Source organism: Streptomyces sp. NPDC127197, assembly GCF_042672405.1.
In the GTDB taxonomy this organism is placed as follows: domain Bacteria; phylum Actinomycetota; class Actinomycetes; order Streptomycetales; family Streptomycetaceae; genus Streptomyces; species Streptomyces flavusporus.
Genome location: NZ_JBHXVG010000030.1, coordinates 33,180 through 53,165, shown reverse-complemented (window position 1 = coordinate 53,165; position 19,986 = coordinate 33,180). Strand labels below are relative to the sequence as shown.

Genomic DNA, 19,986 nt, shown 5'->3' with positions numbered 1-19,986 from the left:
CGTGTTCCGCAGTCAGAGATCATGGTTGGTGCGCTGCAGCCGCGAGTGTGGTCGAAGCGTGCACCGGCCGAACCTGCTGAGAACCGGACACGAGACACCGAGGAACCTTAGATGCGTACCCTGATCAGCACCGCTTTCATCTCGCTCGACGGCGTCGTGGAGGCCCCGGGCGGCGAGCCCGGTTACCGGAACGCCGGGTGGACCTTCAAGGACGTCGAGTTCCTCCCCGAGGCATTCGACATCAAGGGCCGGGAGCAGAAGGAAGCCACCGCGATGCTGATGGGCCGGGTCAGCTACGAGGCGTTCAGCCCGGTATGGCCCGGCATGGAGGACTTCGCCGACTACAAGGTGATGCCCAAGTACGTCGTCTCCACCACCCTCACCGAGGACAACCTGGTGTCGGACTGGGGCGAGACGACGATCCTGCGCTCGCTCGACGACGTCGCCGCGTTGAAGGAGACCGAGGGCGGCCCGATCATCGTCCACGGCAGCGCCTGCCTGAACCAGGCCCTTTCGGACGCCGGCCTGATCGACCGTTACCACCTGATCGTCTTCCCGCTCCTGCTCGGGGCGGGCAAGCGGCTCTTCAGCGCCACGGACAAGGACACCCAGAAGCTGGAGCTCGTCGAGCACGAGGTCTACGCCAACGGTCTGCAGAAGAACGTCTTCGACGTCGTCCGCTGACAAGTCTCCCGCACTCGCCGTGCCCTCGGTCGCCGGACGTGGCACTCGTCGCAAGGACCTGCTCGGCGGGCGCTGTATCACCGCACGGACCAGAGGAAGATGCCCGCGATGTGGAGCCGGCCAGACGTGGAAAGCGGGTGGCCTGCCGCCATGGCTGCCTCGACGCAGTCGGCGGCGGCGCTGATCCGCAGGGTCAGGGATCACCGCGCGGATACCGCGCTTACCCAGGTGCACGCGGATGGCGCGCGACGAGTACGCCTTGCCGGCCAAGAGCATGTCTGGCCGGGCTCGGGCAAGCAGTGACGGGGCAGACCGCATCGTGCGGTCTGCCCCGTCGCCTACACCACGGGTGTCAGCTGCCCGCCGCCCTATCGACGGTGGTGGCCGTCGCCGCGGTGGTCGCCGCCATGGTGGTGACGGCCTTGGTGGCTGCCGCCGCGGCGACGGTCGCGGTCGTCGCCCCACGCGTAGTCGTCCACGAAGCGGCCGCGGTCATCGCGCAGGGTCGCGGTTTCGGAGCGGTTGTCCCAGACCTCGCGGCGGCGGTCCAGGTAGAGGTCCGCCTCGGTGTCGCGGCCGACGCCGGTGTGGATACGCACCGTCGAGCGGCCCTCGAGGCGGTAGCCGTCGAAGACGTAGGTGTAACCGTCCTCGTCCTGAAGGGTCCAGCCGTCCAGGTCGACGTCGCGGCGGCTGTTGTTGGTGATCTCCACCCACTCCCTGTTCAGCGAGCGGTTGGACCAGTCGTCACGGCCCGGGGAGTCGTACTGCACCGCCGAGATCTCCACCTTCCCACGGTCCGAGCGAGGGTGGTCGGCGGCCGACGCCGGCAATGCCCCGGCGCCGAGGACCGCGGCGGCCGCGAGGACGGCGGCGGACATGTGACGGGCGGTCACAACGGAAGAAGACACGAAGGCCTCCTGCAGAGACGGGCACCGATCCGCTTTTCAGCCCGTCAGCGGGGCTGGAAACGGATGTGATGGCGCGGTGTACGGATGGCGGCCGGCTGGCCGCGCACCCACACACTGGCTGCAGTTGCAGGACACGAACGCGATACGCGCACCATGTTACGAGTTGCCCACATTACCGTTACTCTCGCCTTCAATGTCCATTTATGTAGCAAATGCTTAGAGTTGATGGCCCGCCGACCCGCAACCCGCTGCAGGCACTGACCAAACCCGCCACCGCACCCCGGCACACCAACCGGCACCCCTCCGCCCCCGCACCCGAAAGTGCGTAACAGAACCACAGGCACCGCCCGGAGCGTGGGTGGCTCAGGTGAACGCCGAGGCCGCCCCGTAGCATCCGGCGCGCCCGATGCGGCCCCCCCTTCCCGGGGAGTTCGTCTGGGCGGGAGGATCTGAGGGCCAGCCACACTCAACTCGAGGCGATGCTCAGCCCCCTGGGGTGCCTTCGATCACACGTACGCGCCGACTGATCACGTGCTGTACGCGACAATGCCGATCAAACCGCAACGTCGCCCACGTGTTCGACAAGGCATTTCGGACGTGGCTCGGCCTCGGCAACCGATCGGTCAGAAGGTCAGCTTCCAGCTGTCGATGTAGCCCGTGTCCTGCGAGGCGACGTCCTGCACGCGCAACCGCCAGGTTCCGTTCGCCGTCTCGGTGGACGCGTCGACGGTGTATGCGGTGATGACGTTGTCCGCGGAGTCCGAGCTGCTGGAGTTCTTCATCCGATAGGCCGTGCCATCCGGCGCCAGCAGGTCGACGATCAGGTCACCGCGCCAGGTGTGCTTGATGTCCACCCCGACCCGGAGCGCCGCCGGCGCGTTTCCCGTGCGGCCGGAGACGGTGAGGGCCGAGGTCACCGCAGCCGCGTTGTCCGGGATGGCGACGTCGGCGGTGTTCTCGTACGACTCGCCGGGCGGCAGCGGCTCCGTCGTCCCCAGCGTCCAGATCGCGTGGGCGAGAGCGTCGCTGTTGCGGTCGAGCGCGGTGTCGCTGATGTTCGTGCTCGTGTCGCAGGAGGAGTGGTAGCACCGGTCGAACGCCTGGCCGGAGGTGCCGCCCCATTTGGCGGCCTGCGCCGCCGTCTTCGTACGACTGGCGCCGGTGAACAGGCCGCCGACCGGTATGCCGACGTTCTTGAAGGACGCATGGTCGGAGCGGCCGTCGCCTTCCGTCTCTATCTCGGTCGGTACGCCGATGCCCGCGTACCAGTCCTTGAAGACCTTCTCGATCGCCGGATCGTCGTCGTAGACGAAGTAACCCGGGTTCGGGGAGCCGACCATGTCGAGGTTGATGTACCCCGAGACTCTGGCGCGGTCGCCGGCCGTCAGGTTGTTCACGTAGTACCTGCTGCCGACCAGTCCCAGTTCCTCGGCGCCCCACCAGGCGAACCGCAGGTGCTTCGTCGGCTGGAGCTGGGCGCGGGAGACGGCGAGGGCCGTCTCGAGTACGGCCGCGGAGCCGGATCCGTTGTCGTTGATCCCGGCGCCGGAGGAGACCGAGTCGAGGTGCGCGCCGGCCATCAGGACCTGGTTCGGGTCCCCGCCGGGCCAGTCGGCGATCAGGTTGTACCCGGTGCTGCCGGAGTAGGCGAACTGCTGGACGGTGGTGGTGAAGCCGGCCGCGTCGAGTTTGGCCTTCACGTAGTCGATCGAGGCCTTGTAGCCGGTGCGGCCGTGAGCCCGGTTGCCGCCGTTGGCGGTGGCGATGGACTGGAACTGCGTGAGGTGCGCCTTGACGTTGCTGATCGGGATGTCGGGTGCCGCCAGGGTCCCGGCGCCGGCGGCGGCCGCCCCGGTCCGGTCGGGCGTGGCCGAGGAGGCCGGCGAGGCGGCGAGCAGACCCGCCGCGGCTACGAGGGCCACGGCGGCCATACGTCTGGAGGTGGTCCTGGGCAGGCTGGTTCTCGGATGCGTCATGTGGGGAGCCGCACTTTCTCGTCGATGTGGGGAGTCGAGCGATGCCTGGATCGGTGGTGCCAGAGCTGTGCGGGTGCTGTGTGCGCCTGATGTTCAGTCAGGTGTTGGCATCCCGTCAAGGGTTATATCCGGTCACGGCCGTCCGCTCAGCGGACACCTGGACCGGGAACCGGAACCCGCGGCGATGGAGCGAGGCGACGGGACGGGGCGGAGAACGCAGGGATACGCACCTCCGGGATCTCGGCCGATGGCATGCCGCCACGCTCGCGGAACCACCGTGAACCGACCGGACCCGGCACGCCGCACGCGATCACCGCGTCCTCGCTGGTCAGCCCCTCGGCAATCTTCACCCAGAACGCCCGCTCCACGTCCCGACGGATCGGAGGCCGCCTCGGGCGAACGCATCGCCGGACGCCCCGTCAACCTGTCATCCACCCCGGTGGTCTTCCCACGCAACACCTCCATGACCAGGCGTTGCGACGACCAGTTGAGTCCAGGTTGCGAACCCGCATCCGAGTGGAACGAGCTCGCCGGGGACAGGTGGGCGGCCTTCGCGGTCGCGCTGCCCCAACCCCATGTCCAGTGCGGCCAGAACGAGTTGGGTCCCTTCGACACGACATCGAGGCGGACCAGCAGACGATGCGGCGGGAGAAGGTGTCCACGACGAACGCCCCATAGACGACGCCCGCCCAGGCCGCCACGTGCCTGAAGTCGGTCACCCAGGTGCGGTTCGGCGGCTGCCGGCCCGCTGCCAAGCGGGGCAGTCGATCGGTGTCCGGCTCGCGAACGCCGCGACTGCCCCGCGGCTTTCATGGCCGCCCGCAGCCCCCTGCCACCGGTTGGGGCCAAGGGTCAGGTGACTGGCGGCATCTCGCTGGGACGGGAGTCGAGGCCCGTGCGGCGGTTGACCCAGGAGCCGCGGGTGAAGTCGGGAACGGCGACCGGACGGCCTTGCGCCGCAAGGGACTTGACGCTGAGCGGGATCGGCGAGCACCAGACGGCGGCGTCGTAGACGTCCATGTCGGGGACGAGCCCGGCGCGCATCTGCTGGACGGTGCGCCACTGCAGGACGTAGTCCATTCCGCCGTGTCCGCCGTTGTTGGCCGCGTCGTCACCGATCTTCTGCCAGAGCCAGTGGTCGAACTCCTTGAGGTAGGTGTCGAACGGCCGCCAGGTGTGGCCGCTGTGATCGGGCTCGAGGTACACGCGGCCTCCGCTCGCGGAGGTCACACCCGCGTAGTCCTCGAAGATGCCGCGACTGCCGGCGAGTGAGTTGATACGGCTGTAGGGGCGGGGCGAGCTGACCTCGTGCTCGGCGCGGATCACGCGGCCCTGGGCGGTGTCGATCAGGCAGGTGATCAAATCACCGTTGATGTAGGTCTCCTTCCAGCTGGGATGGGATCGCGGGATGAACCGCTCGCGGTAGTCGGCCAGGCCTCTGGGCTCGGTGGCGGTGGCCCGCAGCGTCGTCATACGGTCGCCGCGGTTGATGTCCATGGCTGCTGCGATCGGGGCGAGCCCGTGCATGGGGTAGAACGACGCGGTACTGCGGGTGTGCCACAACCGCCGCCAGGCGTCGGTGTAGTACGTGTCGGAGAACAGCAGCTCGCGCAGGTCGTGCAGGTAGCCGCCGTGGCCGTCGGTGACGTCGCCGAAGAGGCCGTCGTGGGCCATCTTGAGCATCGCCAGCTCGTTGCGTCCGTAGCTGCAGTTCTCGGACAGGAACAGGTGTCTGCGGGTTCGCTCGCTGGTGCCGACGAGGTCCCACAGCTCGTGCAGTTCGGTGGCGATGGGCAGTTCGACGATGGCGTGCCTGCCGGACAGCAGGGCGGCGCGGCCCTGCTCGTAGTGGAACTCCCAGGGGGTGGCCACGTAGACGAGGTCGATGTCCTCGCGGCGCAGCATGCGTTCGTAGGCGTCGGCGGAGCCGCCGTACTCGGCCGGGCGGGGCCGGCCCTCGACGACCAGTTTGTCGGCGGTTCTTGTCGCGCGGTCGGCGCGGATGTCGCACACGGCCGTCACGGTGCAGCCCGGAACGGCAGCCCATCCCGAGGCCATGCCGTGGCCTCGGTTGCCGAGGCCGATCAGTGCGACGCGGACCGTCCGGTACTCGTCGAAGGGCACGTTGATCATTGACTTCTGGCCGCGGCGGCGGGCCGGAGCGGCATCGGTGATCGGGGCGGTGGCCGGCGTGGCGGAGGCCGCGGTGCCAAGACCTGCGACGACGGCACCGGAGGCCAGAGCCCCGCCCATGAGAGTACGGCGTGAGACAGCAGGGGTTTCATCCATGGCGCTGAACGCTCCCTTGTGTGTGGCCGGCTGCTCTTGTTGCCGCATGACTTTGTCGACCGGAGGGCAGGACGTCAATAGCTGCTCGAAAACACGGCGTTGCGAGCAGAAATGAGCATCAAGCCCAGCAGGCCCGCCAGCAGTTCGACCGCCCGGCGACTTCCCCGAAGGTTCCTCGCCGGTCGGGGCGCCGGTCTCGCAGGGGCCGGTTTGCGCTGCCTCTCGTAACGCCAGCGCCACGCACGTCACCAACGCACCGAGCCCTTCCCACACACCCACGACGGCAAGGCCCGAGGACCCGCGGCCGCCGATCGCGGATCGCGGATCGCGGATCGCGGATCGCGGATCGCGGATCGCGGATCGCCGCGAGCGTGAACACCACGCAGGTCAGCAACGAGCAGGAACGGTCCAGCGGAAGAAGCGCCGCCAGTCGGGACAGGACGGCCAAAACGCAGCGAAGCGCTCCGAGCGCAAAGGGAGTTGACAAGGTAGTCGGACCCGCAGTGTCCCTGCACGGCGCGCCGGCCTGGCGAACTGCGAGTCCTGGTTTCATGGCGGCCTCTGACGAAACACACCCGACCGCAGGCGGGTTGAGAGCGATGTCAGTGCTCGTTCTCGGCGGCCTCTTCGGGCTGGGTGTGGGTGTTGTCGGCGGTCCAGCTGGCTGGCATGTGCAGGGTGTGTTCCGACGGTGATCCGGGTTCGACTGTGTACAGAACGAGCGTCTGGTCGGGGTCTCCCGCGGTTCCGGGGGCATGTTCCGTGCTGCTGGTGTGCTCGCCAGGCAGCACCGGCTCCGCCGGCACGATGAGTGGCTGCATGCGAAGGCTGACCAGTACGAGCGGCTCATCGGCGGCGCCGAGGATCAAGCCCTGACCGTGAAACACCAGGTGCTGCGAGACGAGATCGCTCACGTCTCGGCCCGCAGGTCGAATCTCAACGACGCGTTGGCGTGGTCCGCGGCCCGTTGGACCGTCGATCAAGCTGTTGCCGCCGGGGCGAGCGTGATCTATGTCGAAGACCTGCGGTCATTGGAGGCCCGCGGGATGGGCCGCACCATGAACACGCGCCTGTCCCAGGCCGTGCGCGGGCAGATCGTGGACCGCATACGGCATCTCGCGGCCGAGGTGGGTATCGCCGTGGCGACGGTACCCGCCCGCAACACCTCCAAGCACTGCCCGCAAGCCTCACCCCACTCCGGCGCCGCAAGGCCCCTGACCGTCCCACCGTCCCGGGCTGGAAGTGGGCGATCTGCCCGAACCTCGACTACCGGTATCAGGGCGACCGCGACGCCGGCGCGTGGCGGCGTATCGCAGCCCGTGGCCTCACCCACCAGACCGAGACGGTTGCCGACCGCGCCAGCGGCACGATGGTGATCCGCAAGGTCGTCGATAAACTCGAAACCCGCGCCGTGGTCACCCTGACCACCAAAACCAGCCGGAAAGACCGGTCGAAGACCGGCCCCACCCGGCGTCGTACAACACGCCCCGCGCCCAGGCGACGCAGGACACCCTCCCCCAGCCATCCGCAAGGACGGGCAGGTCAGCGTCCGGAGAGACACGCTCACACGGACCGGAGGCGGTTGCCCCGCGCAACCCACCGGCACCAGGGCGTGAACACGTCGGTCAAGCACACCCACCAGCCGCACAGGCCGCGAGGGGCAGCACTGGGCGCGGGATTCCACCTGCACGCCCATGCTTCCCCTCCACGGTGGGCAGAACCCACGCCAGGCACTACGCCCTGCATGGGATTGCTTAACTGAGCAGAGACGCTTCGAAGCCGAGGGTGAGGTCCCCGACCAGGGGGTGGTGGTAGCGCTTGGAGCCGTGCTGTGGCTGGTACACGTCGTGGTCCGCCCACCACCGGCGGCAGTCCCGGTCGCTGACGGACAGTTCGCCGACCAGCTGGGCCAGCCGGGGATCGTGTGGGTGGTGGCTGGCGTACAGGTGCAGCATGCCCACGTTTTCGCGGGCGGTTTCGGGCCAGTCGACAGCGTTCGTCGCTGTCCGTGCCCGCCGGGAGCCGTTCCCGGAGGGCCCCTTGTCGCTGCATTGGCGGCTACGACTCGTGCCGCTTCCTCGGTGAGGTATCCGGCGGCCGTAGCCGCTGTGTGGTGCGCTCCAGTCCAAGGATTGTGACGGCTGCCTGGGCATCTCAGAAGTTCGCGGCCATGGCCGCGACCTGCGCCGGGTCCGTCCGAGTCGGCTGGCGACCCGGTTGAACAACCGATAAGTGCGTTGGCGTCCATGCCCTGCCCGCGACGGCGGTCGATGCAGCGCGGGAACACCCCGCCACGGCCGCTGTCAATGCCCGCAGCTCAGCGCGAGGTCGGCGCCCAGGGGCCAACACCGCCGATGCGCTCGACGGAGTAGCGCACGACATAGCCCGGACCCTTCGGTACCGGAAACTCGGCGTCAGGGGACATGTAGACCTTCGCCAAGCGGTTGAGCAAATTCCATGCGTCGTCACTCGGCTGAACGGCGGCCCGCCCCCGCAACACGGCGTACTCGTTCAAGAAGACGCCGGGCACCCGCGGCGCATCGAAGGACAACACGACCCGCGGATCCCGCTCAATGTTGCGCAGCTTCACGTGCCACGACATATGGCCACTGACCACATCATCGCCGTCCAACCCGATCCAGATGACTGTCACCTGGGGACTTCCGTCGGCATTGATGGTGCTCAGGTGAGCCATAGGGCCGGAGGCGATCAAGTCTCGCAGTTCACGCGGCAGACCACTCATAGCTTCACCCTTTCTGTCACGATCTCATCGTATTCATCAGAGAAGGCTTGATGACTGTTCCGTCTCAAAGCCGGGAGTTGGGCGCCTACCGGCGCCGGCCGGCGAAGTTTCCCTTCCCAGGCAGGATCAGGAGATGATGCGGCACTTCCGGGACCTGATCGAGGCAGGAAAGTTCAGGCCAGTCATCGACCGACGCTACCCGTTGGGACAGATCGTCGACGCCTACCGGTATGTCGAAACCGGGCAGAAGATCGACCACGTCGTCATCACCGTTGTACCGCCGAACTGACCTCAAATGAGTGCCCGCTTGTGGCCAGGCATCAAGCACAGCAGCCAGGTTGGAAAGGCTCAGCATGTTCGTCTCGCTGAAGGCTGGGCGTCTGAGCATCAGGGCGATGTAGCGCTGGACACGCTGGTGACGACTGCCGCTGACGCGCTTTCCGCCACAGCGGGTGCACTGATCCGTGGGACAGTCACGCGCCGCGCTCAAGATCGCCACCTTGGGAGAGCCGGCGGACAGCGGCCTTGGATTCCTGCCCGAGCGGTGGCGCGCGACAAGCACGCTCACGGCACGGTGACCACGGCCTTGCCGCGGGCGTGCCCCTGCTCCACATGGCGCACGCCCTCGGCTGCGTCGGTCAAGGGGTAGGTCCGGTCGACCACCGGGGTGAGCTTGTCGGCTTCGATGAGCGCGGTGACGGCGAGCAGGTCCTCGTGGGTCGGCCCGTCCGGGGCGGCCGGGAGGATCACGCGGAGCTGTTGCCGGACGAACGCGTTGACCGCGATCAGTCGCAGCATGGAGCCCATCGCCCCGAACACGTGGCCGGGCGAGCCGCCGCCGTTGGCAACCAGGTTCCCGGTCGGGGTGAGCGCCTGGCGCAGCCGGCTGAGCGGGTGGTTGCCCACGTTGTCCAGGATCAGGTCGTAGTGCAGGCGCCCGTCGGTGAAGTCCTCCCGGGTGTAGTCGACGACGTGCGCGGCGCCCAGTGAGCGCACCAGCTCGGCGTTGCGGGTGCTGCACACCCCGGTGACCTCCGCGTCCAGGGCGGCGGCGATCTGCACGGCGAACGTGCCCACGCCACCGCCGGCTCCGTTGACCAGCACCCTCTGCCCTGCCTGCACCTGACCCACGGTCCGGATGCCGCGCAGGGCGGTCACCGCCCCCATCGGAACGGCGGCGGCCTGTTCGAAGGTCAGGCGCGCGGGCTTGGCCACCAGCAGGGCTGCGGTGGTGCGCGCGTACTCGGCGAAGGAGCCCGGGCAGAAGCCCAGCACCTGGTCGCCGGGCTGGAGCCCGCGCACGTCCGCCCCGACCGCCTCCACCTGTCCGGCCGCGTCGATTCCGGCCACCCGGGACTTCGGCCGGGTCAGCCCCATGCCTCCCATCAGCCGCGCCACGAACGGGTCGCCACGCATCATGTGCCAGTCGTAGGGGTTGAGCGCGGCAGCGTGCACCCGCACCAGCACCTCGTTGGCCCCGATCTCGGGCCGGTCGGCCTCCGCCAGCCGCAGGATGTCCGGCGGGCCGAACCGCTCCTGAACGATCGCCTTCATCCGGTCTCCCCATCACCTCGTGATCGATTGCTGCTCGCCGTCCGCGCTGGGCACGGCACCTACCGACCGGCAGCGAGCACCTGAGGTGTACGGCGTACACCTCTCACCGACACTGTCGGTGTACGCCGTACACCTGTCAAGGGGTGCAGAGAACCGAGTTCGAGGCGCGCCGCGCACGAGCAGGAATCAACGCGGATGACCACGCAACCGACGCCACGCGCCCTCGCAAGAAGAGGAGAAAGAGCAGGTTCCGGGCGACGGTGGCGGCTGAAGACCGAAGACCTCACGCAGGTACTGCCCGGTCCGTCACCGGGAAGGTCAGGGCGTGCCCCGGAGCCGCTCGAGGCCATCCAGCGTCAGGTCCAGAGCGAACTCGAACTCGAACTGGTCGTCGCAACCCGAGCCGACGACGGATTCCTGGTCGTGGGCGACCGCCATGGCCAGTTCGGTGATGTGGGGGTAGCGTGCGGCCATCTCCTCGGGCGGCATCGCGTCCGGATCCGGCTCACGGTCGGAGGTGTCGTCGAACAGCTCCTGGGAGAAGCCCAGGAGACGGCTGCCCATGACGTGCATCGCGTGATGGACCAGGTCGATCGAGAACCCGCCGGCCCGGAAGATCCCGATCATCGAGTCCAGGTACTCCATCACCGCGGGGGTGGGGGTGGCCCGCGCCTTGATCCGCGACTCGATGACCCCGGACGCCCACGGGTGGCGCAGCAGCATGCGGCGGGCCGACAGCACCCGCCGACGGATGGCGGTCTTCCAGTCGGCATCGTCGGCCGGCGGGTCGATCTCGCCGACGAGGACGTCGATCATGCCGTCCAGCAGCTCGTTCTTGTTGGTCACGTGCTTGTACAACGCCATGGGCACCACGCCAAGCGCCTGCGCGATCTTGCGCATGCTGAGCGCGTCGACCCCGCCTTCGTCGGCCAGGGCGACGGCGGCGTCCAGTACCCGTTTCCTGCTCAAGGGTGTGCGGGACTGCGCGGCGGCGTCGGCCTGCCTGGTTATCTCCACCATCCCCTCTCGTTTGGGCCAAGGCCCGGAGCCGGTCCCTCCCCTGACAGGTGTGCAGCGTCCACCTGTGCGGAAACCAGGAGGGATGGCGCGCGAGCCATGGTAGCTCTCGACCTCCACGACGAAGCCTCCGCGTCGCACGAGGCCCACAGGGAGCTGGGCCCGGCCTACGAGCGCGCCGCGCTGGAGTCCTTCGTCGCCGGCGTTACGCGTCACGGAGTCGATCGACAAGGGAGTCGACGCCCGGCTGGCGCAGCAAGGGATCGGCACGGCCCCGCGCAAGCAGGAGGGGCAGCAGGCCGACAACTCGCATCTGGCGGTGCCCATCTTTCCCCTGCTCTTCGGTGTCGGCCCGATGCCGAGGCGGGCGCCTTGGTCGATCCCGCCACAGGCGTGCAGCGGCGGCCGGACCGCGGACGCAGCAGCGCCGTGTTGCACGCACAGACCGGCAGGTGAGCGCCGCTTTCATCGGGCGGGAATGTCCCGGCACGGCCCGCTGTTGTGCGCACGTGACCGGCATGCACGGATCAAGGCAGTGCGTGTCGGTCGGTGAAAGGAGGGCCTCATGGCTCGCAGCACCGCACGTCCCGTCGTCCGGCTGAAGTCGGCAGCCGGGACCGGAGTCACCTACGTGACGCGCAAGAACCGGTTGAATGACCCCGACCGGCTGGTTCTGCGCAAGTACGACCCGGTGGCCGGACAGCATGTTCTCTTCCGCGAGGAGAGGTAGGACCAACGGCCCTCGCCGACCGGTGGGCGGCCGCGAGGAAGGACATCTCGTGAGGCGTGCCGTCCATCCCGTCTCCCGCCCGGTCGTGTTCCGCGACCGAGCCGCGGGCGTTGCGTTCCTCACCCACTCGACCGCCGACTCGCCGCGGACGGTGCAGTGGGAGGACGGCAACACCTACCCGTTGGTCGACGTCGAGATTTCCTCGGCGAGCCACCCGTTCCACACCGGCACGTCGCGGATCGTGGACATCGCGGGCCGCGTCGAACGGCGTTACGGCCGCGCGGCCCCGGCCCGCCGCTGGGCACGGCCGGTGCGCAGGCACAACGAAAGGACACCCGTGAAGGTACGCAAGTCTTTGCGCTCGCTCAAGGCCAAGCCCGGCGCCCAGGTGGTGCGCCGACGGGGCGTGACCTTCGTGATCAACCAGAAGGATCCCCGCTTCAAGGCCCGCCAGGGCTGAGCACCCAAGCCAGTACGTCGACGGGCGGCCTCCTCCCAGGGGGCCGCCCGTCGGTATCAAAGGGTGACGACCGGGACGTGACATGGCCCTTCGGTCCCAGACAGGGCCTGCGCCCGCAGTCCGCAGGGGGAGCAGGACGCACCCCGAGGGGCGGTCCCCACTCAGTCGAGAGGGAGAGCCCAGACCGCCCTGCACAGCCCCAACCGCTCCGGCGGATCCCGGCACTGCACCCTGGTCCGCGCCTGGTGCAGCCTCCTGTCGATCACCTGCCGGCTATCGCATGGCCCCGACGCACATGGGCCCACCCGCCCGGCGAGGTGCCTGGTCATCGCTGGGCGGGTGCGGTTGGGCCTCGGCCGCACGGGCAGCATCGTGGCCGTGCTCCACCCCATGGATCTGACTCCGAGCAGTGCACAGCGCCCCATCCCACGCGGGAGGGGCGACACCCGTCTACCCGAGTGGATCAACGAGGCCGCGGAGCCCCCCCCTGCCCGGCATCACCAGCGCATCACGCTGCGCCGAGTGTAATACCCGCCCTTAGAGACCCTTCGCGGTCACGTGCGCCCGGCCGTGCGCATACTGCCCTTCCCTGGCCGGAAGGTCATGGCGGGCGGTCGGGCTGAGCGCGTAGCGGCCTGCCCAGCCGGCGAGCACGGTCGCTATGTACGCCGCGTCGGTCGGATTGGTGAGTAGGTGATCGGCTCCGTCGAGGGCGACGAAGGACTTGGGATGGCGGGCGGTGTCGAAGATGCGTCGCGCGTTGTCGACGCCCACCAGCTCGTCCGTCGGCAAGTGGAGCACCAACAGCGCGGCTTTGAAGTCCGCGATGCGTTCGGCCTGCGGCTGGGCGGCGATGTCGTCGAGAAATGTCGTTGGATGCGAAACCTGCGGCCCCCCCGGGAGACTTCAACCCGGCCTGCCGCTCGATCTCCACCTTGCTTTCGGGCAGGGTGCCCGGTCCTTCAGGCCGGGGTGAATGCCCGCTCCCGCGTAGCGGGGCAGGGGAAGCCGAATCGCCGCCGGGGCGATCCGGTGTTCCGGAGGATACGACGCTGAGGGCGGCCTCGAGCAGGTGCAGCATCTCGGAGTTGAAGGACCGCCGGTCGGTGGTCGCCCGGTCGGTCAGTTGTGGGTGGAGGTCGTCGGGGAGGCGAAGCGTGAACTTGATCATGCCGGTACTGTGGCGGCATGTCGCGTTTCCGGATGTACCCGACGAGCGCGCAGGCGGGCATCATGCTCGACCACTGCGCGCACGCCCGGTACGTGTGGAACCTCGCCGTCGAGCAGCACGCGCACTGGTACAAGGGCCGCAAGGCAGCGCCCGGCTTCGCCGAGCAGTGCCGCCAGCTCACCGAGGCCCGGCATGACAGCGAATGGCTGCGTGCCGGTAACGCGGATGTGCAGCAGCAGGCCCTGAAGGACTTCGCCAAGGCCAAGAACGCCAGGTTCACCTCCGGCTTCGGTGAGCCGACCTGGCGCAAGAAGTACGTGCACGAAGGCTTCCGGGTCATCGGAACCGACCGCGTGCCGCAGTTCGAGGCGGACGGGTCGCCGAAGCTGAACGCCAAGAGCAAGCAGGTCATGGGCCGCTCCGTCGTGGTGCAGAAGCTGAACCGGCGCTGGGCGCAGGTCAAAGTGCCCGGCTGCGGGTGGGTGCGCTTCCGGCTCACCCGCGCCGAACTGCCGAAGGCGAAGACGTTCCGCGTCACCTTCCGCAACGGCCAGTGGCACATCGCGTTCGCCGTCATCCCCGAGCCGATCGACGCGCCCGCAACGGGCGAAGTCATCGGCATCGACCGGGGCGTGACCATCACCGCCGCCCTCTCGGACGGGCGGAAGCTGAACTGCCCGCAGCTCACCGTCAGGGAACGGGCCCAGATCCGCAAGCACCAGCGCCGGGCCGCCCGCGCACCCAAGAACAGTCCGGAGAAGACCGCCGAGTACGCCCGGGTCGCCAGGCTCAAGGCACGCGAAGCCGGCCGGCGCAGGGACTGGTGCGAGAAGTCCAGCACCATGCTCGCCCGCACCTATGACCTGGTGCGGTTCGAGAAGCTGAACATCAAGAACATGACCGCCTCCGCGAAGGGAACCATGGAGGCGCCGGGCAAGAACGTGCGGCAGAAGGCCGGGCTGAACCGGGCGATCCTCGCCCAGGGCTGGGGCCTGCTCCGTCAGCGCACCGAGCACAAGGCTCCCGGCCGGGTCGAGGACGTCCCCGCCCCGTACACCTCTCTGCGATGCAGCGCCTGCGGATGGATCGAGAAGAAGTCGCGCAAGAGCCAAGCCGACTTCGTCTGCGTGTCCTGCGGCTTCACCTGCAACGCGGACGAGAACGCAGCAGTCAATGTCGCGGCAGGACAGGGCGGGTGCTCCCGCCCCCGGCGATCAGCCGGTGCCGGAGGGACGACAGCGGCCACCGGCCGTTCGAGCGTCCGTGAACCTCAACCCACCCGGGTTGGAATCCCCCGCTTTTAAGAGGGGGAGGATGTCAACGTCGCAGACTGTCTCCGATCCGTGGCGGTGACGCTGTTGGTTTCTCCGCGTCGGTACCGGCTGTCTGATCAGGCGTCGACTGGTGCCGACAGCGTGGCCCTGCCGGCGCTGTCCGACCGCCTTCTCGGACCTACGCCTCGCCCCGGCCGACGGAGGGCGGAACGATGCGCTCGGACGTGCTGACTACGGCGTGCACCAACTGCTCGTCAGTTGGGAACCCCGCACCGCCCGCCGTCGCCTGGTCATGGTCTCACCACTGGTCGGCCGCGTAGGGCTGGAGCCAGAGGGCGGTCTGCAGCGTCACCGACTTGAACCATGCCTGGTGCTTGCGTTCCCACTGCCTCGTCGGCGTGGCCCTTGTTCGCCAGGAACCGGCGCATCGTGGCGGCGATCGGGTAGATGAACGCCACCATGTAGCGCAGGGGGACGATGCCGCCAGGTCGTATTGAATGAACGCGCGAATGATCATGGAAGTGCGCCTCTCGGGCTGAAGGCTTGATCACCCGGGCAGAAGAAGCCATCGGTCGGCTCGCTCCCGCCGAAAGGACCGGTGGGGAGCGGAGCCTCGGTGACGGGTACGCCAAGCGGCAAAGCACTCCATGGCCCGCATCATTGGCGTCAGGCCGTATTTCGAATGCGCCGTCACAGCCACTCGTTGATGGCTGCGACGAGGACGGTCGCCTCGTAGCGGACCGAGCTTGTGGTACCTCGCGGCCACGGCGTGGTGCCTTTTGAGACGATTGATGCCGCACTCGACCGCGTGCCGCGCCGTGTAGTCCTCCGGGTCGGATTTCGGCGGACGACCGCCGTGGGAGCCGAGTTTCTTCCGGTTGCGGGCCTCGTCAGGAGCTCCGGTCCACCGGGGTGAGCCGGCCGGCACATGCATGGGCTGCAGGTGGCGGTGAACTGACGGCTCGGACATCGCCGCGTCAGCCGGGGCAACGCTGCTCGCGGCACGTGAAGCGGTCTTTCCTGCATGCGAGGCCCGTGCAGGTCAAGTGCGGCACCAAGGCCCGCTGTTTCACCGATGTGCGGAAGATGCGAACATGGCGAGCTCAGCGTTCCGATCTTGAGGGTGCCCCCCTAGCGTCCCGGCGACGACGCCGTCGAGGGGGAGGATGCGATGCCGGGACGCAGGCAGGTGCTGGGCTGGGGTGGATCGCTGGCGGCAGCCGGGGCGTTCGGACTCCGGCCCGCGAAGGCGACCGCGGCGCAGCGGGCCCGAACGAGAGTGGCTGTACTCGGCGGCGGTATCGGCGGCCTGACCGCCGCCCATGAGCTCGCCGAGCGCGGCTTCGACGTCACCGTCTACGACCGGCGAGCGGAATGGGGCGGTAAGGCGCGCAGCCTACCGGTGACCGGCACGGCCGCCGGTGGGCGACGCGACCTGCCCGGTGAACACGGCCATCGAGGCTTCTTCGGCTTCTACACCAACCTTCCGGACACCATGCGGCGCATCCCCTTCGGTGACCGGACACACGGCGTCTGGGACAACCTCGTCACCGTCCCCTACTTCGCGTTCAACAGAGAGAACGGCAAGGGCGATCTCTACCTTCCCACCGTCCCGCCCGACACACGCACCCTCGACCCGGACGCTCTCCCCCTCGTCATCGAGGGGCTGTTGCGTACCCTGCCCCAACTCCTGCCCTATGAATGCGCGTTGCTCGGCCGGAAACTCGCCATCCTCATGACGAGCTGCGATGAGCGCCAGTTCGGGCAGTGGGAGCACACCGGCTGGCTCGACTTCATCGAATACGAGGGCAAGTCGGACTTCTACCAAGTGATGTGGGGTGGTTCGGCGAAGGTCATCGAGGCTCTGCGGCCCGAGACCGCCAGCACCCGGACCTGCGGGCAGGGCATCTCGAAGATCCTCTACTCCATGCTCGGGATGGGGCCCGACGGCCCCTTCGACCGGGTCCTCGACGGCCCCACCAGCGAACGCTTCATCGACCCGTGGGTGCGGCATCTCACCTCCCTGGGCGTCCGCTTCGTCACCGGGCATCTCGTCGAGTCCCTCGAACTCGGCTCCGACGGCCGCGTCACGGCCGCTCACGCCCGCACCGCGGCCGGTACCGCCCGGATAGACGCCGACTGGTATGTGGCCGCTCTCCCCGTGGACCGCGTACGGCAGTTGTGGTCTCCCGAGATCCGGGCGGCCGATCCTCAACTCGCCAAGATGGACGGGCTGCGCACCACGTGGTGCCAGGGCATCATGTACTACCTGAAGGAGACCTTCCGCGGCCCCGTCTCCCACCTCGCCCTCATGGATTCCCCGTGGGCACTGGCCCCGGTCGGGCAGTCCCGCTTCTGGTCCGATCCCTTCACCGAGACCTGGGGTGACGGCGTGGCCGCCGAATCCCTCTCCGTCGTCATCTCCGACTGGGACACACCCGGCCCCCTCTACGGCAGACCGGCCAAGGAATGCACCCCGAAGGAGATCTCGGAGGAAGTCTGGGCGCAGATGAAGGCAGGCCTCGAGGACAACGGCGATGTCATCCTTCCTGACGGCATCGTCCATTCCTGGTTCCTCGACCCGGCCGTCACCCAGACCGCCGTCGGCAGGCTCGAGAACGACGACACCTACTTCCTCAACGACGTCTCCTCCTGGCACCTGCGATCCGAAGCCGTCACCGCCATCCCCAACCTCTTCCTCGCCGGCGACCACGTGCGCGCCCACAGCAACCTCGACTTCACATCCATGGAGACCGCCAACGAGACCGGCCGCCGAGCCGCCAACGCCGTGCTGGAGGCCGCCGGTGCCGACGGCGCCGACGAGGTCCGTCTCTTCGGCGGCGTCGAACCACCGGGATTCGCCGAGCTCAAGGCCGCCGACCACGTCCGCTACCGGCTGGGCCTCCCACACGTCCTCGATATCTGAGAGGCCGTACTTCTCCTGGTGTTTCATTCCATGGACGGCATTTCATCCCGCGATGCGGGGCACACCACGAGATCGTGGCTTCCCAGATGGATCTTGCCGGTGGGCGCTGGACAGCGAGCTGGCTCCGTGCGTGTGCGCGGGGCCGGCTGGTGGCATCGGTGCGGCGTCACCTTGCCTGCTGGTTGGTCACTTCGCCTGGGCGAGCCAGACCGCGTCGGGACCGGCCGGGAACCGGAGCTGGCCGGTCGTGTCGTGCACGGCTCGCCACACCGTCTCGGCGACGTCGCTCTCCTTGGTGAACAGATCCTGGCCCGTGAAGGAGTCCATGGCCTTCTTCGCCCACGGTGCGTAGGGCGCGGGGACCAGCTCGTCCCACGATCCGCCGTTCATCGCCTTGTCGGCGAAATTGGTCGTCAGGCAGGCGCCCGGCTGGACCGTCTTCGCCCGCACACCGAAGGGCGCGAGTTCGAGCGCGAGGGATGCGGTGAACCCCTCGACGGCCATCTTGCTCGCCTTGTAGACCGCCGAGAGCGGCATGTGGCCCAGCACCACGCTGGAGGTCACGTTGACCACCACGCCGCAGCCGCGCTCGCGGAACTGGGCCAGCACCGCCTGCGTCGTCGCCATGACGCCGAACGTGTTGGTCTCGAAAACCTCCCTCACGTAAGCCGTGGAGGTGCCCTCGAACACGCTGATCGATGGGACGCCAGCGTTGTTGACCAGGACGTCGACGGGCCCCGCTGCCTCGAAGGCGGCGGTGATGCTCTCGGGGTTGGTCACGTCGAGTTCGACGAGGCGGAGCCGGTCGGACTCGGGAAGGATGTCCGGACGCGGGGTGCGCATTGTGGCGATGACGTTCCACCCCTGCGCGTGGAAGTGGAGGGCGGTCTCCCGCCCGTATCCGGAGGAGGTACCAGTGATCAGAACGGTCTTCATGGTGTGATCCTTGCGATGGGGTGGGATCCGCGGAGAGACAGGCGTTTTCCTGCTCCGCGGGAGAACCGGTGATCCCATTGAATCGCTCTGACCTGCGGAAATACCCGGACCCCGGACCGCGCCGGATGATCAGCAGACGGCAGCCGGGGAGCGGTGGGCGAACCCGGGGTACCGGCCGTAAAGCCGCTACCCGGGGCACAGCCCGCCGGAACGATTCCGGCGAAGGTCAGGTGCTGTCTCTTTGGCCATTTGCAGATCGGCTGTTGACGTCGGTGGCGGTTGCGACATGACCGGTCAGCTTTTCCCAGTTGCCAGACCCGATGGCCGCCTTCTCCTCTTGGGTGAACGGCGCCTGCTCGAGGAACGACCGGGCGACCCCACCGCTGGTGTCCAGGAAGGGGAAGCCGCCGGGCCGCGTCCCGAAGGTGTACGGGTAGTCGGTCGAGTACAGCATGCGGTCGGTGCCGACGACCTCCGCCGTCCACCGCAGGTACCGCTCGCTGACCGTGCCGCTTCCCGCCACCCAGAAGTTCCGGCGGAAGTAGTCGGCCAGGGGACGCTCCAGCTTCGCCATGTCCTGCAGGACCCCGATGTGGTCCAGGTAGAACAGGACGACCTCGCCCCAGTGCCCGGCGATCACCTGCAGGTCGGGGTGGCGGTCGAACACGCCGGAGAAGATCATCCGCAGGTACTGCACGCCCAGGTCGTAGTACCAGCCCAGCCCGGCGGTCGCGAGCGCACGGTCCACCCCGTTCGGCAGTCCCGCGTAGTAGGCGTCCTGCACCGCCTGTACCGGCGTCTGCGGGTGGAAGTGCAGCGGCACCCGCAGACGCTCGGCGGTGGCGTAAAGGTCGTCGAACTCCGGCGCGTCAGCCGGCTTGTCCCCCGTGCGCCCGTACAGCATCGCGCCACGGAAGCCGAGCTGCGTGACCGCGCGCTCCAGTTCGGCCGCGGCAGCTCCGGGCGACGGCGTGGGGATGGCCGCAAGCGCCTGGAAGCGCTGCGGGTGGGCGGCGACGACTTCGGCAAGCGTGTCATTCGCCTCCCGCGCGACGCTCACGGCGTCCGCCGCCGCGAGGTTCTGCACGCCCGGTGTGGCCAGGGACAGCACCGCGACGTCCACGCCCTGATCGTCCATGTCGGCCAGGCGCCGATCGCCGACGTCTCGCAGCCGCCGCGCGAACGGCTCGTCGCCATAGCCGAGCTGCGGTATCTGCGGCACCCCCGCCCTCGCCCATGCATCGAGCAGAACTGGCAGAACCACGTGTTCCTCAAGGCCTACGATGCGCAGCTTCTCAGGCACAGTGCGCTCCCC

General features: G+C 68.5%; 17 protein-coding genes and 4 pseudogenes. 7 read left to right on the top strand and 14 right to left on the bottom strand.

Translation table 11 applies throughout. The features are described 5' to 3' along the window. Positions 1–111: 111 nt before the first annotated feature. Positions 112–684 carry a dihydrofolate reductase family protein gene (locus tag ACFVJQ_RS34115; protein WP_385514639.1) on the top strand — a complete coding sequence of 191 codons (573 nt, stop codon included), beginning with the start codon at positions 112–114 and terminating at the stop codon, positions 682–684. A gap of 129 nt (positions 685–813) precedes the next feature. Here ACFVJQ_RS34115 and ACFVJQ_RS34110 read toward each other — a convergent pair. From ACFVJQ_RS34110 to ACFVJQ_RS34075, 8 genes and pseudogenes are all read right to left on the bottom strand, one after another. Beyond that, positions 814–975, bottom strand: a pseudogene (locus tag ACFVJQ_RS34110) (IS5/IS1182 family transposase); the annotation flags it as partial. Between the two features lie 77 nt (positions 976–1,052). Then, on the bottom strand, positions 1,053–1,565 hold the full coding sequence (locus ACFVJQ_RS34105) for a lamin tail domain-containing protein (protein ID WP_385514684.1): 513 nt from the start codon (positions 1,563–1,565) through the stop codon (positions 1,053–1,055). A 653-nt stretch (positions 1,566–2,218) separates the two neighbouring features. Beyond that, a complete protein-coding gene (locus tag ACFVJQ_RS34100; protein ID WP_385789486.1) occupies positions 2,219–3,571 on the bottom strand; it encodes a M28 family peptidase in 1,353 nt (450 codons plus the stop codon). Positions 3,572–3,819: 248 nt separating this feature from the next. Beyond that, positions 3,820–4,036: pseudogene (locus ACFVJQ_RS34095) on the bottom strand (hypothetical protein); the annotation flags it as partial. 387 nt (positions 4,037–4,423) lie between these two features. After that, positions 4,424–5,860 (bottom strand): Gfo/Idh/MocA family protein, encoded by a 1,437-nt coding sequence (locus tag ACFVJQ_RS34090; RefSeq protein WP_385789484.1) that lies wholly within the window; start codon positions 5,858–5,860, stop codon positions 4,424–4,426. 602 nt (positions 5,861–6,462) lie between these two features. After that, the gene (locus ACFVJQ_RS34085; protein WP_385789482.1) at positions 6,463–6,774 is read right to left on the bottom strand and encodes a hypothetical protein; all 312 of its coding nucleotides are present in this window, start codon (positions 6,772–6,774) and stop codon (positions 6,463–6,465) included. Between the two features lie 840 nt (positions 6,775–7,614). Beyond that, complete coding sequence (locus ACFVJQ_RS34080; RefSeq protein WP_385789480.1) at positions 7,615–8,013, bottom strand: hypothetical protein; 399 nt, start codon at positions 8,011–8,013, stop codon at positions 7,615–7,617. A 164-nt stretch (positions 8,014–8,177) separates the two neighbouring features. Next, positions 8,178–8,603, bottom strand: coding sequence for a PPOX class F420-dependent oxidoreductase (locus ACFVJQ_RS34075; RefSeq protein WP_385789478.1), 426 nt, complete (start codon positions 8,601–8,603; stop codon positions 8,178–8,180). A gap of 133 nt (positions 8,604–8,736) precedes the next feature. On the opposite strand from ACFVJQ_RS34075, the gene ACFVJQ_RS34070 reads away from it, so the two are divergent. Beyond that, a complete protein-coding gene (locus ACFVJQ_RS34070; protein ID WP_385789476.1) occupies positions 8,737–8,892 on the top strand; it encodes a zinc-binding dehydrogenase in 156 nt (51 codons plus the stop codon). 275 nt (positions 8,893–9,167) lie between these two features. On the opposite strand, the gene ACFVJQ_RS34065 is transcribed toward ACFVJQ_RS34070, so the two are convergent. Together ACFVJQ_RS34065 and ACFVJQ_RS34060 are read right to left on the bottom strand one after the other, a co-directional pair. After that, a complete protein-coding gene (locus ACFVJQ_RS34065) occupies positions 9,168–10,157 on the bottom strand; it encodes an NAD(P)-dependent alcohol dehydrogenase (protein WP_385789474.1) in 990 nt (329 codons plus the stop codon). Between the two features lie 318 nt (positions 10,158–10,475). Continuing rightward, a complete protein-coding gene (locus tag ACFVJQ_RS34060; protein ID WP_385514647.1) occupies positions 10,476–11,177 on the bottom strand; it encodes a TetR/AcrR family transcriptional regulator C-terminal domain-containing protein in 702 nt (233 codons plus the stop codon). A gap of 562 nt (positions 11,178–11,739) precedes the next feature. Between ACFVJQ_RS34060 and rpmG the strand changes: the two genes are divergently transcribed. The 3 genes and pseudogenes from rpmG (at position 11,740) to ACFVJQ_RS34045 (ending at position 12,364) form a co-directional block, all read left to right on the top strand. Beyond that, the gene (gene rpmG / locus ACFVJQ_RS34055; RefSeq protein ID WP_224739091.1) at positions 11,740–11,904 is read left to right on the top strand and encodes a 50S ribosomal protein L33; all 165 of its coding nucleotides are present in this window, start codon (positions 11,740–11,742) and stop codon (positions 11,902–11,904) included. A 49-nt stretch (positions 11,905–11,953) separates the two neighbouring features. Beyond that, a pseudogene (locus ACFVJQ_RS34050) lies at positions 11,954–12,199 on the top strand (type B 50S ribosomal protein L31); the annotation flags it as partial. 15 nt (positions 12,200–12,214) lie between these two features. Next, a complete protein-coding gene (locus tag ACFVJQ_RS34045) occupies positions 12,215–12,364 on the top strand; it encodes a ribosomal protein bL36 (protein ID WP_385789541.1) in 150 nt (49 codons plus the stop codon). A gap of 537 nt (positions 12,365–12,901) precedes the next feature. On the opposite strand, the gene ACFVJQ_RS34040 is transcribed toward ACFVJQ_RS34045, so the two are convergent. Both ACFVJQ_RS34040 and ACFVJQ_RS34035 read right to left on the bottom strand, forming a co-directional pair. Then, entirely contained in the window at positions 12,902–13,156 is a 255-nt protein-coding gene (locus ACFVJQ_RS34040; RefSeq protein ID WP_385514688.1) for a hypothetical protein, read from the bottom strand. A gap of 271 nt (positions 13,157–13,427) precedes the next feature. Beyond that, positions 13,428–13,535: pseudogene (locus ACFVJQ_RS34035) on the bottom strand (Arc family DNA-binding protein); the annotation flags it as partial. A 17-nt stretch (positions 13,536–13,552) separates the two neighbouring features. On the opposite strand from ACFVJQ_RS34035, the gene ACFVJQ_RS34030 reads away from it, so the two are divergent. Together ACFVJQ_RS34030 and ACFVJQ_RS34025 are read left to right on the top strand one after the other, a co-directional pair. Continuing rightward, positions 13,553–14,839 carry an RNA-guided endonuclease InsQ/TnpB family protein gene (locus tag ACFVJQ_RS34030; protein ID WP_385789471.1) on the top strand — a complete coding sequence of 429 codons (1,287 nt, stop codon included), beginning with the start codon at positions 13,553–13,555 and terminating at the stop codon, positions 14,837–14,839. Between the two features lie 1,141 nt (positions 14,840–15,980). Further along, on the top strand, positions 15,981–17,735 hold the full coding sequence (locus tag ACFVJQ_RS34025) for an FAD-dependent oxidoreductase (RefSeq protein ID WP_385789469.1): 1,755 nt from the start codon (positions 15,981–15,983) through the stop codon (positions 17,733–17,735). Positions 17,736–17,921: 186 nt separating this feature from the next. On the opposite strand, the gene ACFVJQ_RS34020 is transcribed toward ACFVJQ_RS34025, so the two are convergent. Both ACFVJQ_RS34020 and ACFVJQ_RS34015 read right to left on the bottom strand, forming a co-directional pair. Then, positions 17,922–18,671 (bottom strand): SDR family oxidoreductase, encoded by a 750-nt coding sequence (locus tag ACFVJQ_RS34020; protein WP_385789467.1) that lies wholly within the window; start codon positions 18,669–18,671, stop codon positions 17,922–17,924. 226 nt (positions 18,672–18,897) lie between these two features. Continuing rightward, on the bottom strand, positions 18,898–19,935 hold the full coding sequence (locus tag ACFVJQ_RS34015; protein ID WP_385514652.1) for an amidohydrolase family protein: 1,038 nt from the start codon (positions 19,933–19,935) through the stop codon (positions 18,898–18,900). Between the last annotated feature and the right edge of the window lie 51 nt (positions 19,936–19,986).